The organism is Streptomyces sp. NPDC002669 (assembly GCF_042889165.1).
Classification (GTDB): Bacteria; Actinomycetota; Actinomycetes; order Streptomycetales; family Streptomycetaceae; genus Streptomyces.
The window spans coordinates 1-25,210 of sequence record NZ_JBIAQQ010000012.1 but is presented as its reverse complement, the minus strand read 5'-3'; the positions used below and the strand labels follow the sequence as shown (position 1 = coordinate 25,210).

General features: G+C 72.9%; 22 protein-coding genes and 1 tRNA gene. 7 read left to right on the top strand and 16 right to left on the bottom strand.

Translation table 11 applies throughout. The features are described 5' to 3' along the window. Positions 1 to 193 precede the first annotated feature (193 nt). Positions 194 to 1,153 carry a D-2-hydroxyacid dehydrogenase gene (locus tag ACFYW1_RS19330; RefSeq protein ID WP_388994083.1) on the bottom strand — a complete coding sequence of 320 codons (960 nt, stop codon included), beginning with the start codon at positions 1,151 to 1,153 and terminating at the stop codon, positions 194 to 196. Between the two features lie 300 nt (positions 1,154 to 1,453). Here ACFYW1_RS19330 and ACFYW1_RS19325 point away from each other — a divergent pair, with 300 nt between their 5' ends. Together ACFYW1_RS19325 and ACFYW1_RS19320 are read left to right on the top strand one after the other, a co-directional pair. Continuing rightward, positions 1,454 to 2,191, top strand: a complete 738-nt coding sequence (locus tag ACFYW1_RS19325; RefSeq protein ID WP_388994557.1) for a decarboxylase — start codon at positions 1,454 to 1,456, stop codon at positions 2,189 to 2,191. A gap of 217 nt (positions 2,192 to 2,408) precedes the next feature. Further along, the gene (locus ACFYW1_RS19320) at positions 2,409 to 3,509 is read left to right on the top strand and encodes an LLM class flavin-dependent oxidoreductase (RefSeq protein WP_388994080.1); all 1,101 of its coding nucleotides are present in this window, start codon (positions 2,409 to 2,411) and stop codon (positions 3,507 to 3,509) included. A gap of 67 nt (positions 3,510 to 3,576) precedes the next feature. Here ACFYW1_RS19320 and ACFYW1_RS19315 read toward each other — a convergent pair whose 3' ends face one another. Then, positions 3,577 to 5,475: a putative bifunctional diguanylate cyclase/phosphodiesterase gene (locus ACFYW1_RS19315; protein ID WP_388994077.1), complete on the bottom strand. Its 1,899-nt coding sequence runs from the start codon at positions 5,473 to 5,475 to the stop codon at positions 3,577 to 3,579. Between the two features lie 410 nt (positions 5,476 to 5,885). Between ACFYW1_RS19315 and ACFYW1_RS19310 the strand changes: the two genes are divergently transcribed. Beyond that, a complete protein-coding gene (locus ACFYW1_RS19310) occupies positions 5,886 to 7,100 on the top strand; it encodes a M6 family metalloprotease domain-containing protein (protein ID WP_388994074.1) in 1,215 nt (404 codons plus the stop codon). A gap of 82 nt (positions 7,101 to 7,182) precedes the next feature. On the opposite strand, the gene ACFYW1_RS19305 is transcribed toward ACFYW1_RS19310, so the two are convergent. The 8 genes from ACFYW1_RS19305 to ACFYW1_RS19270 all read right to left on the bottom strand — a co-directional run bounded on the left by ACFYW1_RS19305 (position 7,183) and on the right by ACFYW1_RS19270 (position 14,382). After that, positions 7,183 to 7,256 (bottom strand) — tRNA-Lys (locus ACFYW1_RS19305). Next, positions 7,247 to 8,002, bottom strand: a complete 756-nt coding sequence (locus ACFYW1_RS19300; protein WP_388994071.1) for a hypothetical protein — start codon at positions 8,000 to 8,002, stop codon at positions 7,247 to 7,249. Before ACFYW1_RS19300 ends, ACFYW1_RS19305 begins: the two co-directional genes overlap by 10 nt. 130 nt (positions 8,003 to 8,132) lie before the next feature. Beyond that, a complete protein-coding gene (locus ACFYW1_RS19295; protein ID WP_388994068.1) occupies positions 8,133 to 8,474 on the bottom strand; it encodes a hypothetical protein in 342 nt (113 codons plus the stop codon). Positions 8,475 to 8,604: 130 nt separating this feature from the next. Next, positions 8,605 to 9,219, bottom strand: a complete 615-nt coding sequence (locus ACFYW1_RS19290; RefSeq protein ID WP_388994554.1) for a CatB-related O-acetyltransferase — start codon at positions 9,217 to 9,219, stop codon at positions 8,605 to 8,607. Between the two features lie 172 nt (positions 9,220 to 9,391). Then, positions 9,392 to 10,720 (bottom strand): AAA domain-containing protein, encoded by a 1,329-nt coding sequence (locus ACFYW1_RS19285; RefSeq protein WP_388994065.1) that lies wholly within the window; start codon positions 10,718 to 10,720, stop codon positions 9,392 to 9,394. Beyond that, positions 10,717 to 12,327, bottom strand: a complete 1,611-nt coding sequence (locus tag ACFYW1_RS19280) for a hypothetical protein (protein WP_388994062.1) — start codon at positions 12,325 to 12,327, stop codon at positions 10,717 to 10,719. Before ACFYW1_RS19280 ends, ACFYW1_RS19285 begins: the two co-directional genes overlap by 4 nt. Then, on the bottom strand, positions 12,318 to 13,466 hold the full coding sequence (locus ACFYW1_RS19275) for a hypothetical protein (RefSeq protein ID WP_388994059.1): 1,149 nt from the start codon (positions 13,464 to 13,466) through the stop codon (positions 12,318 to 12,320). The genes ACFYW1_RS19280 and ACFYW1_RS19275 overlap by 10 nt, the downstream gene beginning before the upstream one ends. Then, on the bottom strand, positions 13,390 to 14,382 hold the full coding sequence (locus ACFYW1_RS19270; protein WP_388994056.1) for a phosphatase PAP2 family protein: 993 nt from the start codon (positions 14,380 to 14,382) through the stop codon (positions 13,390 to 13,392). The genes ACFYW1_RS19275 and ACFYW1_RS19270 overlap by 77 nt, the downstream gene beginning before the upstream one ends. Before the next feature lie 243 nt (positions 14,383 to 14,625). On the opposite strand from ACFYW1_RS19270, the gene ACFYW1_RS19265 reads away from it, so the two are divergent. After that, positions 14,626 to 15,222, top strand: a complete 597-nt coding sequence (locus ACFYW1_RS19265; RefSeq protein WP_388994053.1) for a histidine phosphatase family protein — start codon at positions 14,626 to 14,628, stop codon at positions 15,220 to 15,222. A gap of 158 nt (positions 15,223 to 15,380) precedes the next feature. On the opposite strand, the gene ACFYW1_RS19260 is transcribed toward ACFYW1_RS19265, so the two are convergent. Continuing rightward, complete coding sequence (locus ACFYW1_RS19260) at positions 15,381 to 16,058, bottom strand: helix-turn-helix domain-containing protein (protein ID WP_388994050.1); 678 nt, start codon at positions 16,056 to 16,058, stop codon at positions 15,381 to 15,383. Between the two features lie 284 nt (positions 16,059 to 16,342). Here ACFYW1_RS19260 and ACFYW1_RS19255 point away from each other — a divergent pair, with 284 nt between their 5' ends. Continuing rightward, the gene (locus tag ACFYW1_RS19255) at positions 16,343 to 17,788 is read left to right on the top strand and encodes an NCS2 family permease (RefSeq protein WP_388994047.1); all 1,446 of its coding nucleotides are present in this window, start codon (positions 16,343 to 16,345) and stop codon (positions 17,786 to 17,788) included. Positions 17,789 to 17,888: 100 nt separating this feature from the next. On the opposite strand, the gene ACFYW1_RS19250 is transcribed toward ACFYW1_RS19255, so the two are convergent. From ACFYW1_RS19250 to ACFYW1_RS19240, 3 genes are all read right to left on the bottom strand, one after another. After that, on the bottom strand, positions 17,889 to 19,538 hold the full coding sequence (locus ACFYW1_RS19250; RefSeq protein WP_388994044.1) for a phospho-sugar mutase: 1,650 nt from the start codon (positions 19,536 to 19,538) through the stop codon (positions 17,889 to 17,891). Between the two features lie 70 nt (positions 19,539 to 19,608). Continuing rightward, on the bottom strand, positions 19,609 to 20,433 hold the full coding sequence (locus tag ACFYW1_RS19245; RefSeq protein WP_388994041.1) for a purine-nucleoside phosphorylase: 825 nt from the start codon (positions 20,431 to 20,433) through the stop codon (positions 19,609 to 19,611). A gap of 101 nt (positions 20,434 to 20,534) precedes the next feature. Further along, entirely contained in the window at positions 20,535 to 20,972 is a 438-nt protein-coding gene (locus tag ACFYW1_RS19240; protein ID WP_148838869.1) for a gamma-glutamylcyclotransferase, read from the bottom strand. A gap of 281 nt (positions 20,973 to 21,253) precedes the next feature. Between ACFYW1_RS19240 and ACFYW1_RS19235 the strand changes: the two genes are divergently transcribed. Together ACFYW1_RS19235 and ACFYW1_RS19230 are read left to right on the top strand one after the other, a co-directional pair. Further along, the gene (locus tag ACFYW1_RS19235) at positions 21,254 to 22,693 is read left to right on the top strand and encodes an NAD(P)H-quinone dehydrogenase (protein ID WP_351833837.1); all 1,440 of its coding nucleotides are present in this window, start codon (positions 21,254 to 21,256) and stop codon (positions 22,691 to 22,693) included. Between the two features lie 237 nt (positions 22,694 to 22,930). Next, complete coding sequence (locus ACFYW1_RS19230) at positions 22,931 to 23,875, top strand: DeoR/GlpR family DNA-binding transcription regulator (RefSeq protein ID WP_388994549.1); 945 nt, start codon at positions 22,931 to 22,933, stop codon at positions 23,873 to 23,875. Between the two features lie 119 nt (positions 23,876 to 23,994). Here the strand turns inward: ACFYW1_RS19230 and ACFYW1_RS19225 are convergent, their stop codons facing one another. Together ACFYW1_RS19225 and ACFYW1_RS19220 are read right to left on the bottom strand one after the other, a co-directional pair. Further along, positions 23,995 to 24,594 (bottom strand): TetR/AcrR family transcriptional regulator, encoded by a 600-nt coding sequence (locus ACFYW1_RS19225; RefSeq protein ID WP_388994036.1) that lies wholly within the window; start codon positions 24,592 to 24,594, stop codon positions 23,995 to 23,997. 184 nt (positions 24,595 to 24,778) lie between these two features. Next, positions 24,779 to 25,210 (bottom strand): biotin/lipoyl-containing protein (locus ACFYW1_RS19220; protein WP_388994033.1); only part of this gene is annotated, 432 nt, incomplete at its 5' end.

The window sequence follows — 25,210 nt, the reverse complement described above, 5'->3', positions numbered from 1 at the left end:
GCACGTCTATGCCGAAAGCGACCGCATGTGACCGAAAGGTGGCCGGAGCGTGACCTTCCCGTGTCCCCTCCGGTCGGCCCCGGAGGCCGGGGCGGTTGGCGAAGTGCCTTGTGGTGAAAGGGAAGTGAGGGAGCGTCGGATCCGTCGTCCCGTCACCGCGTGGCGACGGGGGCGCGGTGCGGTCCGGCCGGATTCACTTCCCCGGCCCGGGGAAGGGCACGTACCCGCGCCGCTTGTCCACCACGTTCGGCAACGGGGCACCGGACAGCCACAGTTCGTACATCGCCACGAACTGCTCGCCCAGCCGGTCCCGCCAGCCCGCCGTGTCGCCGCTCATGTGCGGCGACACGATCAGGTCCGGCACGTCCCAGAGCGGGCTCGACGGGTCCAGCGGCTCCTGCTCGAACACGTCCAGCGCCGCCCCCGCGATCCAGCGCTTGCGCAACGCCTCGGCCAGGTCCTCCTCGACGACCATCGGCCCGCGCCCCACGTTGACGAAGCGGGCCGACGGCTGCATCAGCCCGAAGAACCGGGCGTCGAACAGGCCCCGGGTCGCCTCGGTCAGCGGCGCCGCGCAGATCACCCAGTCGGCCAGGGCCACCAGCCGGTCCAGGTCCTCGGGGCCGTGCACGGTGCGCCGCGCGGTACGTCCCACCAGCGCCACCTCGACCCCGAGGGGCATCAGCAGCCTGGCGATCTCCCGCCCGATCGGGCCCGCGCCGACGACCACCGCGCGGCTGTTCGCGAGCGTCCCGCTCTCCCGGTGGCGCCACTGCCGCCGCTGCTGGAGCTCCAGCGTGCCCGGCAGGTCCTTCGCGAACGCCAGCATCAGGGCCGTCACGTACTCGGCCACCGGCCGCTCGAAGATGCCCCGGGCGTTGGTCAGCACCGTGTCGGAGGCGACCAGCTCCGGGCACAGCAGCCGGTCCACGCCCGCGCTCGCCGTGTGCACCCACGCCGGACGGGGCCCCTCGCCGGGCCAGGCGGCCCGTACCGCGTCGGTGGCGAAGTCCCACACCAGCAGCACATCCGCCTCCGGGAGCCGGGCGGCGAGCCCGGCCCCGTCGGTGTACCGGATGCGGGCCCGGCCGGTCAGCCGGCCGAGACGCGGCGACGGGTCGGTGTCCAGGACGAGCAGGGTGGGCTCTGGCATGGGGGAGGGTCGCTCCGTTCCGCTGCGCCGCGTCCGGGAAGGGCGGATGGCCCACGCTCGCAGCCGCGCCCCGCTCCGTCAACAGGTCGGGGTGGGACTGTGGGCAGATGGGGGAATACTTGGATGAAACGGAGAAAAGAGGGGGAGGGTGAGCGGCGCGTGCGCCCCGGACCGGTCGGGCCGGTTCCGGTTCGGCCGGTTCCGGTCCGGGTGGGCAGGCGCGGGAAGGCGGGAAGCGTGGACAGGACGACCCTCGGCTTTCTCCACCCCGGACATTTCGCGGTGGACGACTTCCCGCGGATGGAGATCCTGCTCGACGCGGTCCGGCTCGTCGTGTACCGCACCGACGTCGACGACGACTCCTACGGGGTCGACGCGCTGGTACGGACCGGGGCGCCCGAGCGGCTGGCCGCCGGGGTGGAGGAACTCCAGCGCTCCGGCGTCGAGGCCGTCGTGTGGGCGAGCGCCGGCGGCAGCTTCCTTCACGGCTGGGAGGGCGCCCACGAGCAGACCGCGGCCCTGGCCAGGGCGGTGGGCGTGTCCGCCTCCAGCACCTCGCTCGGCTTCGCCCACGCGGTACGGGAACTGGGCGCCGACCGGATCGCCGTCGCCTCCACCTATCCCGAGCACATCACCGGTCTGCTGCTCGACTTCCTCCGCACCGCGGGCGTCGAGGTGGTCGCAGCCGACTCCGCCGGTCTCGGCTCGGCCGCCGAGGCCGCGGCCTGGGACCCGGACCGGGTGCGGGAGTTCGCCGTCGCCGCCGACCGGCCGGAGGCGGACGCGGTGCTGCTGCCCGACACGGCGCTGCACACCGCCGGGCACGAGGCGGAACTGGAGGAGGTCCTCGGCAAGCCGGTCCTCACCGGGAATCAGGTGACGGTCCGGGAAGGGCTGCGGCTGGCGGGCCGCCGCGCCTGGTCCCCGAGTCTGGGCAGGCTCTTCGCCGAGCGGGAGGCGCCCCCGGCCCCGGTGGCGACCTGGGGCGAGGGCCGCGCCTGGGCGCACAGCGGGAAGCACGGACACCGGGAGGGGTGAGCGGACACCGGGGGAGGAGCGGACGCCGGGGAGGCGAGCCGCCCCGCACGGCCCCCGACCCGCGCCCCGCACGGTCCGGCACTCCGCACACGCCCGCGCCCCGCACGGTCCCGCTGCCCGCCCGGGAATAAGCGGAGACTCCCTCCTGTTCTGTTCTCCCGGACGTACGAGGGACGTACGGGCAAGGCGCAGGCGCGTCATCCGGAGAGGCCAGGACGTGGACGAGATTCGAGGCGACGAGATCCGTGGCAAGGCGGAGGGAACGGCCCCGGTGCCACTTTCCGTACTCGACCTGGTGACCGTGGGGCAGGGCCGCACCGCCACCCAGGCGCTGCGCACCTCCGTGGACATCGCGCAGCTCGCCGAGCGGCGCGGATTCCACCGCTACTGGGTGGCCGAACACCACTCCATGCCCGGCGTCGCCTCCTCGTCGCCCGCCGTGATCCTGGCCCACCTCGCCGCCCGCACCGAGCGTGTACGGCTCGGCTCCGGCGGTGTGATGCTGCCCAACCACGCGCCGCTCGTCATCGCCGAGCAGTTCGGCACCCTGGAGGCCATGGCCCCCGGCCGCATCGACCTCGGCCTCGGCCGGGCCCCCGGCACCGACGGGGCCACCGCCGCCGCCCTGCGCCGCAGCGACCGGCTGAACGAGGGGGCCGAAGACTTCCCGCAGCAGCTCGCGGAGCTGACCAGGTTCCTGGACGACGACTTCCCCGACGGCCACCCCTACGCCCGTATCCACGCGGTCCCCGGCCCGGTCCAGGGCACGGCCGAGGGCGGCGTCCAGTCCACGGCCCGGCCGCCGATCTGGCTGCTCGGCTCCTCCGGCTTCAGCGCCCGGCTGGCCGGTGCGCTCGGCCTGCCCTTCGCCTTCGCCCATCACTTCTCGGCCCAGAACACGGTGCCCGCCCTCGACCTGTACCGGGAGTCGTTCCGGCCGTCCGCGGTGCTCGACGCCCCGTACGCCCTGATCGGCGTCGCGGCCCTGGCCGCCGACGACGAGCGCGAGGCCCGCCGCCAGGTGCTCACCGGGGCCCTGTCCATGCTCCGGCTGCGCACCGGCCGCCCCGGCCTGGTCCCGACGCCCGAGGAGGCGGAGGCGCACGCCTTCACCCCGATGGAGCGCGAGTTCGTCGACGGCTGGCTCGCCAACATCGTCCACGGCACCCCGGACGAGGTCCGCACCGGTCTCGACGCCCTCGCCGGGCGCACCGGCGCCGACGAACTGATGATCACCGCCAACGCCCACGGCGGGGAGGCCCGGCTGCGCAGCTACGAACTGATCGCCGACGCGTACGGACTGCCCACGACGGCCTGACCCGCGCACCCGGGGCGACCGGCCCGCCTCTTCACGCGGACCGGTCGTCCCGGGAGCCCGGACCGGTTCAGGCGGGCAGTTTCCCGCTGCCGATCAGCTCGGCGATCCGCTCCGGGGCCACCGCGCGCGAGTACAGCCAGCCCTGCCCGGTGTCGCAGCCGATCCTGCGCAGCCGCTCCGCCTGCCCGGCCGTCTCCACGCACTCCGCGGTGACGGTCAGGCCCAGGCGGTGCGCCAGCTGCACCATCGCCTCGACGATCGTCTCGTCGGCCGGACTCGGGTGGGCGCCGTCGTCGTAGCGGAAGCCGCGGACGAACGAGCCGTCCAGCTTCAGCACGGAGACCGGGAGCCGGCTCAGATAGGCGAGGTTCGAGTAGCCGGTGCCGAAGTCGTCGATGGCGATGCGCACCCCCATGCCGCTGAGCGACTGGAGGGCCTGGAGCGGACGGCCCGCCGACCCCATCACCGCGGATTCGGTCAGCTCCAGTTGCAGCAGCGCCGGATCGAGACCCGTCTCGGCGAGGATCTCGGCGACGTCGGTGACCAGGTCGGAGTCCCAGACCTGGCGCACGGCGACATTGACGCTGATGAACAACGGCGGCTCGGCCGGGTGGTCGAGCTGCCAGCGCCGGGCCTGGCGGCAGGCGGACCGCAGCACCCACCGGCCGAGCTGGACGATCGAGCCGTCCTCCTCGGCGATCGCGACGAACCGATTCGGCGAGAGCATGCCGAATTGCGGGTGGTTCCAGCGCACCAGCGCCTCCACCCCGTGCACCACCCCGTCGGCCATGCCGACCAGCGGCTGGTACTCGATGGTGAACTCGCCGCGCTCCACGGCGGGCCGCAGGTTCGAGGAGAGCGTCTGCCGGGTCATCCGGTGGGCGTTGCGTTCCGGGTCGAAGACCGTCCAGCGGGCCTTGCCGTCCGCCTTCGCCCAGTACAGCGTGGTGTCGGCGGCCTGCATCAGCCCGGTGGCCGAGGTCCCGGCCACCGGACGCTCCACCACCCCGATCGACGCGGACACCGAGAGCCGCTGCCCGGCCAGGTCGAAGGGCTGCTGGAGCGCGTGGAGCACCGCGCGGGCCAGGTCGGTGAGCTGCTGGGTGCCGGTGGAGTCCTCGACCAGGATCGCGAACTCGTCGCCGCCCAGCCGGGCCACGAGGTGCGAGCCGGGACGGTGCGGCCCCTCCTGCTCCGCGCAGTCGGTGAGCCGCGCGGCGACGGCGGCGAGCAGCCGGTCGCCGACCCGGTGGCCCATCGTGTCGTTGACGGCCTTGAAGCCGTCCAGGTCCAGGTAGCAGACCCCGACCCGGCCGCTCCCGGATTCGGCGCCGTCGTCCCGGGGGGAGGGGTTCTCCAGGACGGCGGTGAGCCGCTCGAAGAACAGCGTCCGGTTGGGCAGCCGGGTCACCGGGTCGTGCATCTGGAGGTGGCGCAGTCGTTTCTGCAGCTCGCGCCGGTCGCTGATGTCCGAGACGGAGAGCAGCACCTGCCCGGCCCCCCGCCCGTCGCCCGCGCCCGCATCGGCCCCCGGGCCCGTACCGTGCTCCGGGCCCGGCATCGGTACGACGGTGACCTCGGCCCACAGCGAGCGGCCGTCGGGGTGCTTGAGCTGGTGGGTGCGGCGGAACCGCGAGCGCCGCCCGTGCAGCACCTCGCGGTACGCGTGCCAGGTGCGGCCGTCCGCCGCCAGGTCGAGCAGATCGGCCGCGGACTGGTTGGCCAGCGCCGCGGCGGGGCGGCCGAGGAGGTTGCCGAGGGCGTCGTTGGCGGTGACGACCAGGCCCTCGTGGTCGACCACGGCCATCGGGAGCGCGGCGGCCCGGAACGCCGCCCGGTAGCCGTGCGGCTCGGAGCCGCAGCCCCCGACGGGAGGCCACAACTGGTCACGCTCCGTGGTCGATGGCCCCGCGGAACAGGGGGACGTGCCCGCCGGGGGCCTCGGCCCTTCGGACGTTCCGCTCACCGTTCGCTCCTGCCGTGCAGTTCGGTTTTGAACAGGTGTGGCCGGACTGGCCCGCCGCGCGGACCGCCTCGACCGCAGGCGGAAACCGCGTGGGAAAGCCTGGTGAAGCATAGAGGCAGGGGCCTGGGACGTTCCAGCGCCCCGACCCTTCCACGCCTCGGGTACGCCTCGCATGGGTCATTTACGCACCGATCCGATTTGCCCGTAACTGACTGTTTCTGAGCGCTTCTGCATCATCGGGATGTCTCAATGATCGATTGTGACTGTCCGTAAAGTCCAGGGATTCGGTCGACCGTTGACTCGACTGGGGCACCACAACAGGACGAAAGCCTTGAATCATCACAGGGTGGGTGCGTGATCGCATCTCGCACCCGGAGGTAGACGTGCCGCCTCAGCGCAGAACCGGGGGAGTGGAGAGGCCGAGTCTGCGCGGTGTGGGCGCGGCCCTGACCTCTCTTCTGGCGCTCGCCGCCACCTCCCTCGTCGCCGGACCCGCCGCGGCCGCCACCGGCGAGGCGGGCCCGTGCGCCCTGCCGCGCACCGAGGCGCACCACTCGCTCGGCGTGAGTGACTGGAACGACGCCTACCCCCGCCCCGACCACCCCCTCGACGCGGTCATGATCTTCCTGTCCTTCCCGGACCACCGCCCCGCCGTCACCCCCGGAGAACTCGCCGCCGACCACTTCCCCGCCACCACCCAGTTCTTCCAGCGCGCCTCGTACGGGAAGTTCACCCTGCGCCCGCACCCGCTGCGGCAGTGGATCCGGATGCCCGAGACGTCCGACCGGTACGGCATACGGCGCGACTGGGACAACGGCCGGCGCGGCGCCTATCTGCGCGACGCCGTGGCCGCGGCCGATCCGCAGGTCGACTTCTCCCGGTACGCCGTCGTCTACCTGGTCGCCGACCCGGACGCCCCGGGCGTCGACTCCGACGCCACCAAGGTGGTCAACTTCGACGAGCCGCTGCGCGCCGACGGCACGGACATCCGGCGCGTCGTCACCGTCTTCGAACGGCACCCGCCGGACCGCAACGTGCTGGCGCACGAGACCGGCCACGTCTTCGACCTGCCGGACCTCTACCACCGGCCGGCCGACGGCAAGGGCGACTGGGACACCTACGTCGGCGACTGGGACGTGATGGGCAGCCAGTTCGGACTCGCGCCGGACCTCTTCGGCTGGCACAAGTGGAAACTGGGCTGGCTGGACCGCAGGCAGGTGGTCTGCGTCCAGAGCAGCCGGGACATCACCCTGGAGCCGATGGCGGCCGTGCCCGCGCCGGGCGCCTCCCTCGGCACCCGGCTCGCGGTGATCAGGACCGGCGAGGACAGCGCCGTCGCCATCGAGGCGCGCGGCTCCACCGGGAACGACGGCACCACCTGCGCCGAGGGCGTCCTGCTCTACCGGGTGCGCAGCGGGACCCCGTCCGGCGGCGGCCCGGTCGAGGTCATCGACACCCATCCCGAGACCGACGGCTGCTGGGACCGGTCGGTCTACGCCCCGCTCGCGGACGCCCCGCTGCGGGTGGGCGAGACGTACAGCATCCCCGGCGGGCACACCAGGGTCGAGGTCGCGGACCGCACCCCCTCGGGCGCCTGGACCGTCCGGATCACCACCGGCACATAGCCCGTCGCGGCGCCCTTCCTTCCCGTCCCCGAAAGCGCACGAAAAAGCCCCCTCGCTCTCGCGAGGGGGCTTCTCCCGTCTGTGCGCCGCCAGGGACTCGAACCCCGGACCCGCTGATTAAGAGTCAGCTGCTCTAACCAACTGAGCTAGCGGCGCCTGCTGACGTCGTAGACCTTAGCACTCTGATCGGCGGGAGGAAAAATCGGTTCTCGGGACGCCGTCGAGGGCGTCGACCTGGTCACCCGTACGCAGGCCCAGAGCAGCACATCGGGCCCCGGCAGCCAGGGGGTACGGGTGTCGGGGGCCACCACCCAGCGGGGGCCGGAAGTGGTGGGCGCGCAGGTCAGGGGCGGAACGGTGACCGCGTCCCCGGTGCCGTGGCAGAGCAGGGGCGGAACCTTTCCGTCGCTGCCGTCCCCGTCGCCGTCGGCCCCTTCCGGGCCCTCGGCGCCCTCGTCGTCCCGCAGCTGCGGGTCCATGGCCGCCCGCGGCTCGGGGCCGCCGCCCCACTCCTCCCAGTCGAGCAGCGACGGCAGCCGCTGGGCGGTGCCGGGGGAGGCGAACAGCAGCATCCGGCCGCGGTGCGTGGCGACGGGGCCGGACCCCGGGCCGTCGGACCACAGGTGCTCCAGCATCCGGCGCCCGAAGAGGGTGGGCACGTTCACCACGTCGAAGGCCGATCCGCACGGCAGCACCCCGGGCGAGGAGGGATGGGCCTCCCACTGGGCCAGGGTGCTGCGCGGATAGGCGGCGGCACCCGCGAGCCAGGCGGCCCCGGCCGCCGTGACCTGGGAGGTCTGATGCACCGGGGTCCGGTGGTGCGGGGCCGGGAGGACGCCGACGTCGTGGTGCGGGGTCTCGCCGTGATGGGGGATGGTGTCGCCTGGCAGCCATGCGGTCATGCGCCCATGTCTACCGGGAGTGATCGGGCGGATTCCGAGAGTTGCCGGAAACCGGGACAGGGCGGGGTGGCAAGGAGTATCTTGCGCGCGGGCATATGCCAGAGGTCGTAACCGGGGCCGTCGTCCGACGTCAGGAGGGCGTCCCGCCCAGCAGGCTCCGGCCGAACTCGACCATCTTCCTGGCGTAGTCCTCGGTCCACTCCGCGCGCTGCGCGATGTCCGCCGTCGTCAGCCGGTCGAACCGGCGCGGATCCGCGAGCCGGGCGGCGGCGATCGCCTGGAACTCGACCGCGCGGTCGGTCGCGGCCCGGAACGCCAGGGTCAGCTCGGTGGCGCGGGACAGCAACTCCTTCGGGTCGTCCATCGACTCCAGGTCGAAGAAGTGCTCGGGATCGGCGACGGCCGCCGACGGCTCGAAGAGCAGGGGCGCCGGACGCATCCGCTGCCGTTCGTTCCGCTCGGACTGTGGCATGTGGTGTTCCCTCCTCGGATGGGCCGGACGGCCACCCTCCATTGTCCGACGTCCCGCAAGTGGGCCCGGATCCCGGCCGTGACGCCCCCGGTCGGGACCACCGGTCCCGACCGGGGGCGTCGCCGCCGGGTCACCGGCGGGGGAGCGCGGACGCCGCTTTCTCCAGGTCGTCGACGCTGCCGGACATGATGGTGCGGACGTGCTCGGTGATGTGCTCGACGGGCCAGTCCCACCAGGCGACGGCGAGGAGCCGGGCGACGGTCTCCTCGTCGTGACGGACGCGGATCGTACGGGCGGGGTTGCCGCCGACGATGCCGTAGTCGGGCACGTCGGAGGTGACGACGGAACCGGCGGCGATGATCGCGCCGTGCCCGATGCGCACGCCCGGCATCACCGTGGAGCCGTAACCGAACCAGACGTCGTTGCCGACGACGGTGTCGCCCCGGCTCGGCAGCCCGGTCAGCAGGTCGAAGTGCTCGCTCCAGGAACCGCCCATGGAGGGGAACGGGAAGGTGGACGGGCCGTCCATCCGGTGGTTGGCCCCGTTCATGATGAACCGCACACCGGTCCCCAGCGCGCAGTACTTCCCGATGACGAGCTTCTCCGGACCGTAGTGGTACAGCACGTTGCGGGTCTCGAACGCGGTCGGGTCGTCCGGGTCGTCGTAGTACGAGAAGTCCCCGACCTCGATCAGCTCGGACTTCACCAGGGGCTTCAGCAGCACCACCCGCGGCTGCCCGGGCATCGGGTGCAGGACGGTCGGGTCGGCGGGAACGGCGGGTTCGGGCACGGGGCGATTCCTTGTCGGCTGTCGGCTGTCGGCTATTGGCTGTCGGTCGGTCCGTGGAGCGTACAACCGGTTCGTCGTCGGGGTATCAGGTCGCGGGGCGGCCGGAGTCGTTCGGGCCGGGTCACGGTCACCAGGTCACCCGGTGCTCCGCCAGATGCGCCAGCACCGCGTGGTTCGCCTCCCAGCCGTCCGGGAACTTCACCGTGACGCCCAACTGCACCGGCTCCGTGGACGGATGCTCGTCCAGCAGCTCCGTGACGCCCGCCCGGCACACCACGACGCAGGCGTGCCGGTGGCGCGAGGCCAGTACGCAGAGCCGGCCCGTCTCCAGGTGGAAGGCCGTGGCGTCGGGCCGGCCGGACAGCGGGTGCAGGACCACCGTGACGTCGAACTCGCGGCCCTGGAGCCGGTTCGCGGTGTCCACCGCGACGCCGCCCACGCCCAGCTCCGCGAGCGCCGCCCGGACCGCCGCCGCCTGGTCGCGGTGGGCGGTGCCGACCGCGATCCGGTCCGCTGTCACCGGCACCGGGTCCGGTGAGCGCTCGCTGATCGCCGCGCCGCCCCGGTCCAGCAGCCGGCGGACCACCAGGGCCACCGCCCGCACCGCCTCCGGATCGGTGCGCGGCGTGTGCCTGGCCGGGAGTTCGAGCAGACCCCAGCCGGACTCCGCGGCCTCGTCCAGCACCCGGTCCGGGGCCGAGCCGTCCGACGCGACGCCGAACGACAGCCGCCGGTCGCCGTGGCCCGTCCCGCTGCGGAACGGGGTGTACGGGTAGAACGCGTCCGAGACCAGCGGCGCGGCGGACGCGGGCAGCCGCCAGGACACCGGCAGCCGGTGCTGCGGCAGTTGGGGATTGTGCGCGAGCAGGGTGGAGACCGCGCTCGCGGACGGATCGTACGAGAGCCCCGCCCACTGGTCCGCGCCCACGATCGAGAACGGGTCCAACTGCCCCGGGTCGCCGACGAACAACGCCCGCTCGAAGAGCCCCGCCACGGCCAGCAGCGCGTCCGAACGCATCTGGTACGCCTCGTCGACGATCGCGTGCCCCCACGGCTCCACGTTCTTCACGTGCGCCCACTTGGCGGCCGTCGAGATGACGACGTCCAGCCCGGCCAGATCGGCCGCCTTCGCCGACTTCCGTACGTTGGCCAGACCGTCCAGCACCTTGTCGTACGGGTCGGAGTCGTTGCTGTGCAGCCGGCCCACCGGCAGCCCCGGGTCCTTCTCCGCCAACCGCACCACCAGGTCGTCGACCTGGGCATTGGTCTGCGCGACCACCATCAACGGGTGCCCGGCCGCCGCGAGTTCGAGCGCGGCGCGCACCACGAGCGTCGACTTGCCCGCGCCCGGCGGGGAGTCCACCACGATGCCGCGCGAGGTACCGCCGAGGGTGTCGGCGAGGATCGCGTCGGTCGCCCGCGCGGCCCGCGCGCCCGGGTCGAAAACGTCCGTCACAGCAGGTCCTCCGCGGTCACCGGGTCGGGGTGCTCGGCATGCCCGGCCGCCGCGCCCGGCGGACCGCCGTGCGTCCAGGGCGTCTCCTCCGGGTCCGGCAGCTTCGGGCCGCCGCGCTGGTCGTGCTCGAACAGGGTCCAGGCGATCCGGTCGCCCGGCCCGGGCACCGAACCCGGGGCCGGCTCCTTGCTCCGGCCCATCCGGTCGAGGACCCGCAGCACCAGCGACGGCGCGCCCCCGTCCGCCGGTTCGGCGTACGCCACGAACTCGGCGGTCTGCGGCCGGCCGTCCAGCGAGCGGTACACCTTGGTGCGCTCGCCCAGGTGCGGACGCTCGTCCGTGCGGACCGTGACCAGCGGGCGCGGGGACGGGCGCTTGGACTCGCTGTACGCCATCACCACCTCCGTCACCTCGCCCACGAACGCCTCCCCGGCCAGCCGCCTCCCGGCCAGCACCAGCGGATCGTCCAACGCCTCCTGGGCCTCCAGCTGGGCCTGCGCCGTCTCCCGCGAGGCCAGCTTCTGCGCCGCCGTCACCGCGTCGTCCCGGCGCGGCTGCGGCGGCTCGCCGGAGCGCACCCGGTCCCGGTGACCGGTGAACGACCAGCGATCCCTGGTCCAGCGGTCCTCGGCCCGGGACCCCTCGGGCAGTGCCCGCAGCAGATCGAGCCCCCGCCACACCGCGTCCCACGTCGGCCGCATCACCCCGGCCAGCAACGCCCTGATCTCCCGCTCGGCGGCGGTCACCCCGGCCAGCAGGGCATCGGCAGCGAGACCGTCCTCGGCCGCCGCGAGCGCGGTGCGGGCCCGGTCGTACCGCTCGATGGCGGGGGCCAGCAACCGGTTGTCGAACGCCGGGTCCGTGGCCGGACCGGCCGGTGGGCACCACAACTGGCCCTCGCCGTCCCGCTCCAGCTCCGCGCGGAGCGCCGCCGACGCCCCCGACCCGCCCGCCGGGACGTCGATCCAGGCGAGCAGCGCGCCCAGGTGCTGATCCTCCAGGCTGCTCTGCCCGGTCGCCCAGTGCCGGTTCAGCAGATCCGTCGCGGCGAGCAGCAGGGCGGAGCCGGGCACCCGGGCCCGCTCCCCGTAATGCGTCAGCCAGCGGCCCAGCAGCGGAACCCGGGCGGGCGCGGGGTACGGTGCGTCGGGGTCGTCCTCGGCCGTGCGCCGGAACCGCATGGAACGGCCCAGCAGCCGGACGAACTCGATGCCCGCCCGGCTCGGCACGATCAGCTGCGGCGCGTCCGCGCACAGCTCGACCTCGACCTTGGTCTTCTTCCCGGTCGCCGGATCGGTCTCGTTGCGCTCGGCCGGCTCGACGACGTCCTCGTACGCCTCGACGTGCGGCAGCACCGCCTCGGCCAGCTCGGCGAGGAACGCGAACCGCAGGTCCCGGTCGCGCGGCTGCGGGACCGCCAGCAGCCGGGGCGCCTCCCGGTCCGTCCCGACGAGCGCGCCCAGCGGGGCACCGGCCTCACCGGCCGTGGTCAGCGGGACCAGGACGAGCGGCCGGTCGGTCAGATGCCGGTGCCGGACCGTCGCCAACGGCTGCGCCCGGCCGCTCTCCACGGCCTCCATCCGGGCCAGGGTGCTGATCAGCGACATGCCGCACCGCCCTCCAGCGCCTCGGTGCGCAGGGCCGCCGCCCGTCGCAGGGCCGCGACCGTCGGGTCCGCCGGATCGCCCTCCTTGCCCGCGGCGGCGGCCAGCACCTCGCCCACCGTGGTCAGCCCGCCCAGCTCGCCGCGCACGCTCCGCCCCAACGCCTCCACCGCACCGGCCGCCCGGGCCCTCTCCCGGCAGTGGAAGGCCAGCTCGCAGGCGGCCAGGCACTCCGGGGCGTACGCCGCGTCGACCGAAGCGACCGCGGCGTCCAACTGCTGCCGGGGACACCCCGGATCGAAGGTGGTGCCCTCGGGCAGGGCCGCCGCGATGTCCTCCAGCCGGGTCAGCCGGGTCAGTTGACGCCGGGTGACCGCGCGCTGCTTGCGCACGTCGACCACCGAGGCGGTGGGCAGGTTGGAGAAGTCCTTCGGGCAGACCAGCAGCACCCGGTGGCCGACCCCGGCCCCCTCGGTCAGCTCCGCGATCCGCTCCAGCGCCAGGACGTAGACGGCGGACTGCCGGGCCGCGGCACCGACCTTCGCCGCGTCGGCGGAACCGTCGAGCATGGGGAAGGACTTGATCTCGATGACCGTCCAGGTGCCGTCCGGATGCACCGCCACCGCGTCCGGCTCCAGATAGGCGGGGGAACCCGCCACGTCCAGGGCCAGCATCGGGTGGTCCAGCAGCGCCCAGCCGCCCGACCCGGTCGCCTCGCGCAGCGCCAGGGCCGTACGCGCGGCGCGGCCCTCGGGCCCGGCCGCCGTCAGATCGGGCACCAGGACCTCGCGGGGCTCCCCGGCGCCGCCGCCCAGCCGTTCGTACAGCAGCCGCATCAGCTCCGCGCCGCCGTCGCCCTTGACCTTGGCCTCGAAGGCGTTGCCCCGGACGAGGGCGAACTGCGACTGGCCGAAGGGCGCCGGTGCGCCGAGCGCCTCGGCCAGCGCGCCCTTGTCCACCCCGGCGCCGTCCAGCAGGGCGCGGCGCCGACAGCCGGGATTGGCGGCGAGGGCGGCCAGCGCGCGGGCGTCCAGCGGGCGCGGGGCCACATCGGGGCCCCGCAGCTCAGCGAGCCGCCGCCGGAGCGTCGCCGCCCGCCGCTCCCGCTCCCGCGGGGGCGCCGGGGGCGGCCCGGGACGCACGACCGGCCGGGAGGTCTGCGTCGGCCGGTGACGCGGCGTCGGTGGAGTCTGCGGAGGAGGTCCGCTGGCCGGGGATTCGCTCACCCGCGGAAGTGTTGCATCCGGCACTGACAATCGGGGACTTGGCCGGCGGGGCGATCCGCGGGAACCGGCCCCCGATCCACTCCTCGATCCGGTCGGCGAGACGCATCACGGGCCGGGCGAGCAGGGCCCCGACGCCCATCACGGCGGCGCCCGCGACCGCGTCGAGCAGGTAGTGGTTGGCCGTGCCCATCACCACGAACGTGGTGATCAGGGGATAGGCGATGCCCAGGGCCCGCAGGTACGGGTTGCGGCAGTGGCGCCACAGCAGGATCCCGCACCAGAGCGACCAGCCGACGTGCAGGCTCGGCATCGCCGCGTACTGGTTGGTCATCCCGCCCATGCCGCGCGGGGCGCTCGCCTCGGCGCCCCACCAGCCGTAGGAGCTGTACTGCGCCATCGTGTCGACGAAGCCGTGCTTCGCCTCCAGCAGCCGGGGCGGGCAGGTCGGCATCAGCGTGAAGCCGATCAGGCCGAGCATCGTGGAGGTCATCAGCCAGGTGCGGGCCCTGCGGTACACCTCCTGGCGGCGGCGGAACAGCCAGACCAGGACGACCGGGGTGACCAGGTAGTGCAGGGAGGCGTACGCGAAGTCGGAGGGTATGCCTATGGAGGGGTGGGCGGTGAGCAGCCGGTTGAGCGGGTGCTCGGCGTTGAGGTGGAAGGACTTCTCCAGGCGCAGGATGGCCAGGCCGTTGTCGACGGCCGTGGACACGTCGCCGCGGGCCACCAGCCGGCCCCCCGAATAGGCCGCGTACATCAGGACCAGCAGTGACAGCTCGGTCCACCAACGGGGCCGCGGGCGCACCTCGGGCGCGGTGCTGGCATGCTGCATCCGGAAGCTCTCCATCATGTGTTCGTGCGACCGACGGCGGGCGTTCAACCGTACGGTGCGAGTCGGTCGCGACTCCTCCGGGGGTCCCGGCGGGGTCTCGTGCGCACGGCTTTCTCCGCGTCCCGTGGGACGCCGGTTCGGCCCCGGAGGTTGCCTCGCGCCCACGTACGCGATGATGGGAGAACCGGACGATCATTCTGTCGTGGTCCCCGGCCCAAGATCTCGGTTTCAGGGAGAGCCGTCATGGCACCGCGTATCCTGCTCGCCCGGCACGGCCAGACGGAATGGTCCGTCAAGGGCAATCACACCGGCAGGACGGACATCCCGCTCCTCGACACCGGCCGGGCCGGCGCCAAGCTCCTCGGCGAGCGGCTGCACCGCGGCCCGTGGGCGGAAATCCCGGATCTGGAGGTCCGCACCAGCCCGCTGCGACGGGCCAGCGAGACCTGCTCCCTCGCCGGGTTCGGGGACCGGGCCGAGCCCTGGGACGCGCTGCTGGAGTGGGACTACGGGGCGTACGAGGGGATGACCCCGGCCGAGATCAAGGCGATCCGGCCCGACTGGCTGATCTGGCGCGACGGGGTCCCGGGGGGCGAGACCCCGGCCGAGCTGTCCGCCCGCGCCGACGAGATCGTCGAGTGGGCCCGGTCAGCCGACCGCGACGTGCTGGTCTTCGCCCACGGACACATCCTGCGGGCACTGGGTGCCCGGTGGCTCGGCGAGGACGTGACGTTCGCGGCCCGCATCCGGCTCGACCCGACGTCCCTGTCGGTACTGGGATGGGCGTACGGGGCCCCCGCGCTGGAACGATGGAACGACACGGGCCACCTGGAGCGCTAGGGCCTCTCGTTTGGATCATGCCGGGCTCGCGTGCCCCGGTGCGCACGCTCGCGGCGTTGTCGTCGGTCGCCATGGCTCCGCCATGTCTCCCTCCTCCGCCTTGCGATCGCACGCACCGGACCCCGCTCACTGATCCGGCCTGATCCAAACGAAAGACCCTAGGGCTCCGGGACCAGGGACCAGAAGCGGTCGACGATGCCCTCGATGTAGCGCCGCCCGTCCTCGCCGGAGGCGCTGGCGCCGCCGGCCCGGCTGAGCGTGGCCGCCATGAGGCCCTGGTACTCCTGATGCATGGTGCGCAGGGGGTCCTGGAGGCTGCGGCGGTCCGCGGAGACGAGGCGGGCGATGGGGCGGATGTGGGCCTGCCAGCGGGTGGAGACGGCCTCGGTGAGGAGCTGGGCGAGCTCCTCCTCGCGGCCGGTGATGGCGATGAAGTCCCGCGGCGGGAGGTTGAAGAGGGTGCCGAGTTCGGCGGAGTGCCGCTTGTCGCCGGTCCAGACGCCGGTCTCCTCCATGTGGCGGTAGGCGTCCAGGGGAAGACCGGTGGCGCGGGCGACGTCCTCGGCGGCGAGCCCGCGGGCCAGCCGGTGCTCGCGCAAGGTGTGGGGGGTGCCCATGAGTTCGCCGGGGGTGCACCACAAGGCGGCGGCCAGGGCGGCGACTTCGCCGTCGGCCGGCAGAGCGGTGCCGCGTTCCCATGCGGTGATGTGGTCGGGGGTTATGTGGGTCATTCCGTACGAGGCGCGCATGCCGTAAGCGACGTGACCGGGTGCCATCCCGAGTTTCTCGCGCAGGATGCGGGCGGCGCGCGCGTTGAAGGGGAGCGGTGGATGCACGCGCCGAGACTAAAGAGTTACCCCTGGTCAATTCCAGAGGGTGCTTTCGCTTTCTTCCTATTTTTGTGGGACAGGTCGCCCGGTTTTTTGCAGGAACTGGCACGGGGCGTGTGGGCGAGTCAACTGGAGAAAGCTGCAAACACCTTGAGGCCGAATAGTCGCCGCGTATGATCCGCTCGCAAGACGCCGCATGTGTGTTCGCATCGCCGACTGCCGCACGCTCCCGGCGTCATTGCGATTTTTCCCCTTTTCCCCCTCCCCAGCAGGTCCAGGAGACAGCAGTCATGAAGACCAGCGCGACAGAGCCGGTGCGCGAGCCGGCAGCCGCATCGGGCGGCCCGCTCGACCGGTTCTTCCGAATAAGTGAACGTGGTTCGACGTACGGACGTGAAATACGAGGCGGGCTCGCCACGTTCTTCACCATGGCGTACATTCTCGTGCTCAACCCGATCATTCTCGGCAGTACCGAGGACAAGTTCGGCGAACAACTGGATGCCGCCCAACTGGCCACTGCGACAACACTAGTTGCTGCGGTGATGACTGTGATCATGGGTGTGGCCGGTAACCTTCCGCTCGCCCTGGCCGCGGGTCTCGGCCTGAATGCCGTCGTCGCGTTCCAGATCGCTCCTCTGATGAGCTGGGACGACGCGATGGGCCTCATCGTGCTCGAAGGTCTGCTGATCTGCGTCCTGGTGATGACCGGTCTGCGCGAGGCCGTCATGCACGCCATTCCGCAGCCGCTCAAGCAGGCCATCAGCGTCGGCATCGGTCTGTTCATCGCCTTCATCGGCTTCGTGGACTCCGGGTTCGTCACCCGCATCCCGGACGCCGCGAACACCACCGTGCCCGTTCAGCTCGGCACGGGCACGCTGACCGGCTGGCCCATGCTCGTCTTCTGCCTCGGCGTGCTGGTGACGATCGTCCTCCTGGCCCGCAAGGTGAAGGGCGCCATCCTCATCAGCATCGTCCTGATGACCGTCCTCTCCGTCATCATCGACGCGGTCGCCGACGTCAAGACCTGGGGTCTGACCGAGCCCGCGCTGCCCGACAAGCCCATCGCCGCCCCCGACTTCGGGCTCCTGGGCAACTTCGACCTGTTCGGCTCGTTCAGCCAGATCAGCGTGCTGACCGTCATCCTGCTGATCTTCACCCTCATCCTGTCGGACTTCTTCGACACGATGGGCACCATTGTCGGCGTCACCGCCGAGGCGGGCCTGCTCGACGAGCGCGGCCAGGTCCCCGGGCTGGGCCGGGTCCTGCTCATCGACGGTGCGGCCGCCGTCGCGGGCGGTGCCGCCTCCGCCTCGTCCGCCACCACCTACATCGAGTCCGCGGCGGGCGTCGGTGAGGGTGCGCGCACCGGTTTCGCCAACCTCGTCACCGGCGGTCTGTTCGCCCTCGCCCTCTTCTTCACCCCGGTCCTGACGATCGTGCCCCTCCAGGCCGCGTCCCCCGCCCTCGTCGCGGTCGGGTTCCTGATGATGACCCAGGTCAAGCACATCGACTGGGACCGCTACGAGCTGGCCGTCCCCGCCTTCCTGACCATCGCCGTCATGCCGCTCACCTACTCCATCACCAACGGCATCGGCGCGGGCTTCGTCTCGTACGTGATCATCAAGGCGTGCCTGGGCAAGGCCCGCGAGGTGCACTGGCTGCTCTGGGGCACCGCGGCGCTCTTCCTCGTCTACTTCGGCATCGACCCGCTGGAGCAGCTGCTCGGCATCAAGTAACCCCGCACGGACGTCCGTACGCCCCCGTACGGACGGAAGAACACCACCGGGGCGGTCCGGACTCCCGTCGGACCGCCCCGGTGACGTGTGTCGCGCCGGTTCAGATCCCGGCCGCGGCCGCCAGGTCGCGCTTGATCCCGGCGAGGAGCTCCGCGCCCTTCTCCCGGGCCGCCGGCAGCTCGTCCGCCGAGGAGACCGGCACCACGACCTCCAGGTAGCACTTGAGCTTCGGCTCGGTGCCGCTCGGGCGGACGATCACCCGGGCGCCCTCCAGCCGGTAGCGCAGCCCGTCGGTGGGCGGCAGCTGCGCGCTGCCCCGCGAGAGGTCCTCGGCCGAGACGACGGGCAGCCCGGCGAGCGCGGCCGGCGGCCGCTCGCGCAGCCGGCGCATGGCGTCCGCGATGACCGACAGGTCCTCCACCCGGACCGACAGCTGGTCGGTGGCGTGCAGCCCGTGCGCGACCGCCAGGTCGTCGAGGAGGTCGAGGAGGGTACGTCCCCGCTCCTTGAGCCCGGAGGCCAGTTCGGCGACCAGGAGCGCGGCCGTGACGCCGTCCTTGTCGCGCACCCCCTCCGGGTCGACGCAGTAGCCGAGCGCCTCCTCGTACCCGTAGCGCAGACCCTCCACGCGGGCGATCCACTTGAATCCGGTCAGCGTCTCCTCGTGGCCCAGACCCGCCTTCCCGGCGATCCGGCCGAGCAGCGAGGACGACACGATCGACTCGGCGAAGACCCCGCTCACGCCCCGGTCCACCAGATGGGCGGCGAGCAGCGCCCCGACCTCGTCGCCGCGCAGCATCCGCCAGCCGCCCTCGACGGCCGGGTCCGGGACGGCGACGGCGCAGCGGTCGGCGTCCGGGTCGTTGGCGATGACGATGTCGGGGTTCTCGCGGCGGGCGGTCGCGAAGGCGAGGTCCATCGCGCCGGGCTCCTCCGGGTTGGGGAACGCGACGGTGGGGAACGCCGGGTCGGGCTCGGCCTGTTCGGCGACGAGCACCGGGGCGGGGAAGCCCGCCCGCGCGAAGGCCGCCGTCAGCACGGACGTACCGACCCCGTGCATCGCCGTGTACACGACGCGGGCGGTGCGCGGCGACCCGGCGGCGAGCACGGCGTCCGTACGGGCCAGGTAGGCGTCCAGCACCTCCTCGCCGAGGGTCTCCCAGCCGTCGTCGGGGCGGGCCACGCCGTCGAGCGGGCCGACCGCGGCGATGGCGGCGGCGATCTCGCCGTCCGCCGGCGGGACGATCTGCGAACCGTCGCCGAGGTAGACCTTGTAGCCGTTGTCGCGCGGCGGGTTGTGGCTGGCGGTCACCTCGACGCCGGCCACGGCGCCCAGGTGCCTTATGGCGTACGCGAGCACGGGGGTGGGCAGCGGGCGGGGCAGGACCGCCGCGCGCAGGCCCGCGCCGGTCATCACGGCCGCGGTGTCACGGGCGAAGTCGGCGGACTTGTAGCGGGCGTCGTAGCCGATGACGACGAGCCCGCCGTCCTGCCCCTGCGCCTTCAGGTACGCGGCGAGACCGGCCGCGGCACGGATGACGACGGCGCGGTTCATCCGCATCGGCCCGGCACCCAGTTCGCCGCGGAGCCCGGCCGTGCCGAACTGCAACGTGCCGGCGAACCGTGCCGCGAGCTCGTCCGCACTCGCGGCGGACCCGGATTCGAGGAGCGCGGCGAGCTCGTCACGGGTCTCGGGGTCGGGGTCCTCCGCGAGCCACGTCCTGGCCCGCTCGATGAGGTCCTGCTGCACGGCGTCCGCCTTTCTGCGGTCTGCTTCGTGGGTGGGGGCGCGGACCGGCCGCGGCCGGCCGACGGGTGTCTCAGATGCGTTCGAGGACCCGGGCCAGCAGCGCGCCCATCCGGGTCGCGGAGTCCCGCCCGGCCTGGAGCACTTCCTCGTGGTTGAGCGGCTCGCCGCTCAGCCCCGCCGCCAGGTTCGTGACCAGCGAGATGCCCAGCACCTCGGCACCGGCCTCGCGCGCGGCGATGGCCTCCAGCACGGTGGACATGCCGACCAGGTCGCCGCCCATGACCCGGACCATGTTGATCTCGGCGGGCGTCTCGTAGTGCGGGCCGGGGAACTGCACGTACACACCCTCTTCGAGGGTCTCGTCGACCTCCTTGCACAGCGCGCGCAGCCGCGGCGAGTACAGGTCGGTCAGGTCGACGAAGTTGGCGCCGACGATCGGGGAGGCGGCGGTCAGGTTGATGTGGTCGCTGATCAGCACCGGCTGACCGGGGCGCATGCCCTCGCGCAGACCGCCGCAGCCGTTCGTCAGGACGACCGTGCGGCACCCCGCGGCGACGGCGGTGCGGACCCCGTGCGCCACGGCGGCGACGCCCCGGCCCTCGTAGAAGTGCGTGCGGCCGAGGAAGACCAGCACCCGCTTGCCGCCGATCAGGTACGAGCGGATCGTGCCGCCGTGCCCCTGCACGGCGGGTGCCGGGAAACCGGGCAGCTCGGTCACCGGGAACTCGGCCTCCGGGACGCCGAGGGCGTCGCCGGCGGGCGCCCAGCCGGAACCCATCACGAGCGCGACGTCGTGGGTCTCGGCACCGGTCAGCTCGCGCAGGCGGGCGGCGGCGTCGGCAGCGGCCGCGTACGGCTCGCCCTGGATGTTGTCCGGAATAACTGATGCGTTCACGCGGATGAGGGTAACCGGTGATTCCCTACGCGCGTAGATGCCCATGCGTGGAGACCGCACGCGTTCCTTCGTACGTTCACACAAATACGCTGGTCCGGGGGTCAGCAGGGACGCTTGCGCAGTTCCATCACATAGTCGTGCGGCGCGCCCGCGGACTCCGCGGCGTCGGCGATCTCGCCGAGATAGCGGGCGGACGGCAGCCCGCCCTCGTACCCGTTCAGCACGTACATCCAGGCCGGCTCCTCGCCGTCCAGGGTGTGCACGCGCACCCGCATCCGCCGGTAGATGTCCAGGCCGACGCCCTCCCACCGGTCCATGGAGTCCTCGTCCATCGCCGCCAGGTCGTACAGCGCCACGAAGACCTGGGAGCGGGGGGCCTCCACCACCGTGGCGAGCGCGCCCTCCCACCCCATCTGCTCCCCGCCGAAGGTCAGCCGCCAGCCGTTGAGCCAGCCGGTACCGCGCAGCGGGGAATGCGGTGCGCGGCGCGTCATCAGCCGCGCGTCGAGGTTGCCGGCGTACGCGGCGTAGAGCGACATGGCATCGAGGGTACGGGAGGGGACGGGGGGAACGTCGATCCCGGGCGGAAGATCCCCCGAGGGGGCCGCCTCCCCGCGGCCGGCCCGCCGCGCGTGCCCGGCGCACGAGCCCTCCCGGCCCGGCCGCGCGCACCCTGGCGCACGTATGGAGGGCCCCGGGGCGAAGCTCCTTGGCGGGTGCGGGACAATGAAGTACGTACTGCATTCCCCGGGGCCACCCCCCGGACCCCCGGCCGGGGCAGCAGACGGCCGCGGGATGACACACGCGAGGCGGACTTTTCGTGACCCGGATCGTGATCATCGGCGGCGGACCCGGCGGGTACGAGGCGGCATTGGTGGGCGCCCAGCTCGGCGCGGAGGTGACCGTCGTCGACTGCGACGGCCTCGGCGGCGCGTCCGTGCTCACCGACTGCGTGCCCTCGAAGACCCTGATCGCGACGGCGGAGGTGATGACCACCTTCGACTCCTCGTACGAGGAGCTGGGCATCATCGTCGCGGACGACACCCCGCACATCGAGCAGGCGGCCCGCGTGGTCGGTGTGGACCTCGGCAAGGTCAACCGGCGGGTGAAGCGCCTGGCGCTCGCCCAGTCCCACGACATCACCGCCTCGGTCACCCGGGCCGGCGCCCGGGTGATGCGCGGGCGCGGCCGGCTGGAGGGCCTCCAGGCCGCCGACGGCTCCCGCACGGTCGTCGTGACCGCCGCGGACGGCACGGAGGAGCGGCTCACCGCCGACGCCGTGCTGATCGCGACCGGCGGTCACCCCCGGGAGATCCCGGACGCCCTTCCCGACGGCGAGCGCATCCTGAACTGGACCCAGGTCTACGACCTCGACGAGCTGCCCGAGGAGCTCATCGTGGTCGGCTCCGGCGTGACCGGCGCCGAGTTCGCGGGCGCCTACCAGGCACTCGGCTCGCGCGTCACGCTCGTCTCGTCCCGCGACCGCGTGCTGCCCGGCGAGGACCCGGACGCCGCCGCCGTGCTGGAGGACGTCTTCCGGCGCCGCGGCATGAACGTCATGGCCCGCTCCCGCGCCCAGGCCGCCAAGCGCGTGGGCGACCGGGTCGAGGTCACCCTCGCCGACGGCCGGGTCATCTCCGGCTCGCACTGCCTCATGGCGGTCGGCGCGATCCCGAACAGTGCGGGCATGGGCCTGGAGGAGGCCGGGGTCCGGCTCAAGGAGTCCGGCCACATCTGGACCGACAAGGTCTCCCGCACCAGCGCGCCCGGCGTCTACGCGGCCGGTGACGTCACCGGGATCTTCGCCCTCGCCTCGGTCGCCGCCATGCAGGGCCGGATCGCGATGTACCACTTCCTCGGCGACGCGGTGGCCCCGCTGGACCTGAAGACGGTCTCCTCGAACGTCTTCACCGACCCCGAGATCGCCACCGTCGGCTACACCCAGGCCGACGTCGACGCCGGCAAGATCGACGCCCGGGTCGTCAAGCTGCCGCTGCTGCGCAACCCGCGCGCCAAGATGCAGGGCATCCGCGACGGCTTCGTCAAGATCTTCTGCCGCCCCGGCACCGGCATCGTGGTCGGCGGCTGTGTCGTCGCCCCCCGGGCGAGCGAACTGATCCACCCCATTTCGATCGCGGTCGACAACAACCTGACGGTGGAACAGATCGCGAACGCCTTCACCGTCTACCCGTCCCTGTCGGGTTCGATCGCGGAAGTGGCCCGGCAGCTTCACACCCGCAAGCGCGCCGGCGAGGCGTGACACCCCGGGCGACGAGGGGCTTTCCGTCCGGTCGTCCCCCGGTGACTCCCGGCAACCCGGGGGCTCCGGGGGATGCCGTTCGATCAGTACGGGACAACAACGGGGCCTTCTATATCACTTGACGGTCACACGTGTGCGCAACTTCCGTTAATCGGCGCAAACTGCTGAAAACGCTCGGGTGGCCACGTTACTGTCAGTTTCGTGTTCGCTGCAGAACGTCGTCAATTGATCCTCGAAATGGTGCGTGCCAACGGGGCGGTATCGCTCCGTGAGCTCGCCCGCGTCGTCCAGACCTCCGAAGTGACCGTACGGCGGGACGTGCGGGCGCTGGAGGCAGAAGGACTCCTCGACCGCCGGCACGGCGGTGCGGTCTTGCCGGGCGGTTTCACGCGGGAGTCCGGCTTTCCGCAGAAATCCCATCTCGCCACCGCGGAGAAGACGGCCATCGCCGACCTGGCCGCCGGTCTCGTGGAGGAGGGCGAGGCCATCGTCGTCGGCGCCGGTACGACCACGCAGGAGCTGGCCCGCCGGCTCGCGCGGGTCCCCGGGCTGACCGTCGTCACCAACTCGCTGCTGGTCGCCCAGGCGCTGGCCCATGCCAACCGGGTGGAGGTGGTGATGACCGGTGGCACGCTGCGCGGTTCCAACTACGCCCTGGTGGGCAGCGGCGCCGAGCAGTCCCTCCAGGGGCTGCGGGTCTCGCGCGCGTTCCTCTCCGGGAGCGGACTCACCGCGGAGCGCGGCCTCTCCACGTCCAACATGCTCTCCGCGAGCGTGGACCGGGCCCTGGTGCAGGCCGCCGCCGAGGTGGTGGTCCTGGCGGACCACACGAAGCTCGGCTCCGACACCATGTTCCAGACGGTGCCGACGGACCTGATCACCCGCCTCGTGACGGACGAGCCCCCCGGCCACGACGACCGTGCCGCGACCGAACTCCAGGCGCTGGCGGACCAGGGAGTGCAGATCGCCGTGGCCGGTGCCGGAAACGGGCCGGCCCCGTCCGAGCCCCTCCCGCACGGCCGGCAGCCCCGCCGGGACATGCCGCTGCCCGGCCAGCGCCGTACGCACGGGGGCGGTGGCACCACCTCGGGGCCGGCCCCGCAACAGCTGCGGAGCGCGGCGGTGCTGGCCGACCAGGGCCAGGGGGAACGGGCGAGGGTCGCGGACCTGCGCCGCCGATAGCCGCACCGGCCGACGGCCGGACCAGCGGCTCCTGCGGGGGCGTCGTGCACGGGACGACGGGCGCGGTACGCGGTGTGCGGCTGGGGTTTGGGTGCGGCCGTGGTGCCGAACGGCCGGGGTCAACTCCCTTCCGCGTTCGGCCCCTTCAGCCCCTGGAGGGTCAGCATCAGCAGCCGGTCCGCCAACTCCGGGTCGTCCGGCGACTGCTCGGCGGCCAGGGCGATCGCGTTCGTCAACTGCATCAGGTCGTCGATCGACACGTCCGGCCGCACGGCCCCGCTCGCCCGCGCCCGCGCCAGCAGCGTCGCACCCGCCTCGCGCAGCGGCACGTTGCACTGCGAGAGGGCCGAATTCTCGTCCCGCGACGTCGACATGAGCGCCTGGGCGACTCCCCGGTACTCACCCGCGTGAGTGATGATCGCGCGCAGCCACTCCACCAGGCCCCGGCAGGGCTGTTCGGCCCCGGCGAGCTCGTGGGAACGGGCGATCAGCGACGTCAGGGCCTCCTGGAAGACGGCGTTCATCAGCGCGTGCCGGTTCGGGAAATGCCGGTACAGCGTGCCGATGCCCACGCCCGCGCGCCGCGCGATCTCCTCCAGCGGCGCGTCGGTGCCGTGCTCCGCGAAGGCGGCGCGGGCCTCGCGCAGCAGCCGGTCGTGGTTCCGGCGCGCGTCGGCGCGCATGGGCCGGACCGGCTTCCGTGCCGTACTGGTCGTCATCGCGCGGTCCTCCCGGTCTCCGTCCCGGGGTCCAGGATGCCACCGCGCGCCCGGCGGCCTCGCCGGCATCCGCGGAACGAACGCCCGGCCCGCGGTCCGGGCCGGGGAAAACGACCGGGGCCCCGCTCGGCCGCGTACGGCTTCGCAGGGCCCCGGTGGTGTCACGGGTGCCGCGGTCGGGTCGTCAGTCCTTGATCTCGCAGATGACGGCGCCGGAGGAGATCGAGCTGCCGACCTCGGCGACCAGGCCCTTGACCGTGCCCGCGCGGTGCGCGTTCAGCGGCTGTTCCATCTTCATGGCTTCGAGGACGACGATGAGGTCGCCTTCCTGGACTTCCTGGCCTTCTTCGACGGCGATCTTGACGATGGTGCCCTGCATGGGGGAGGCGAGGGTGTCGCCGGAGACGGCGGAGCCGGACTTCTTGGCCGCGCGGCGTTTGGGCTTGGCGCCGGCGGCGAGGCCGGTGCGGGCCAGGGACATGCCCAGGGAGGAGGGCAGGGAGACCTCCAGGCGCTTGCCGCCGACCTCGACGACCACGGTCTCGCGGCCGGGCTCCTCCTCCGCGTCCGCGTCCGCGGGGGCGGTGAAGGGCTTGATGTCGTTGACGAACTCGGT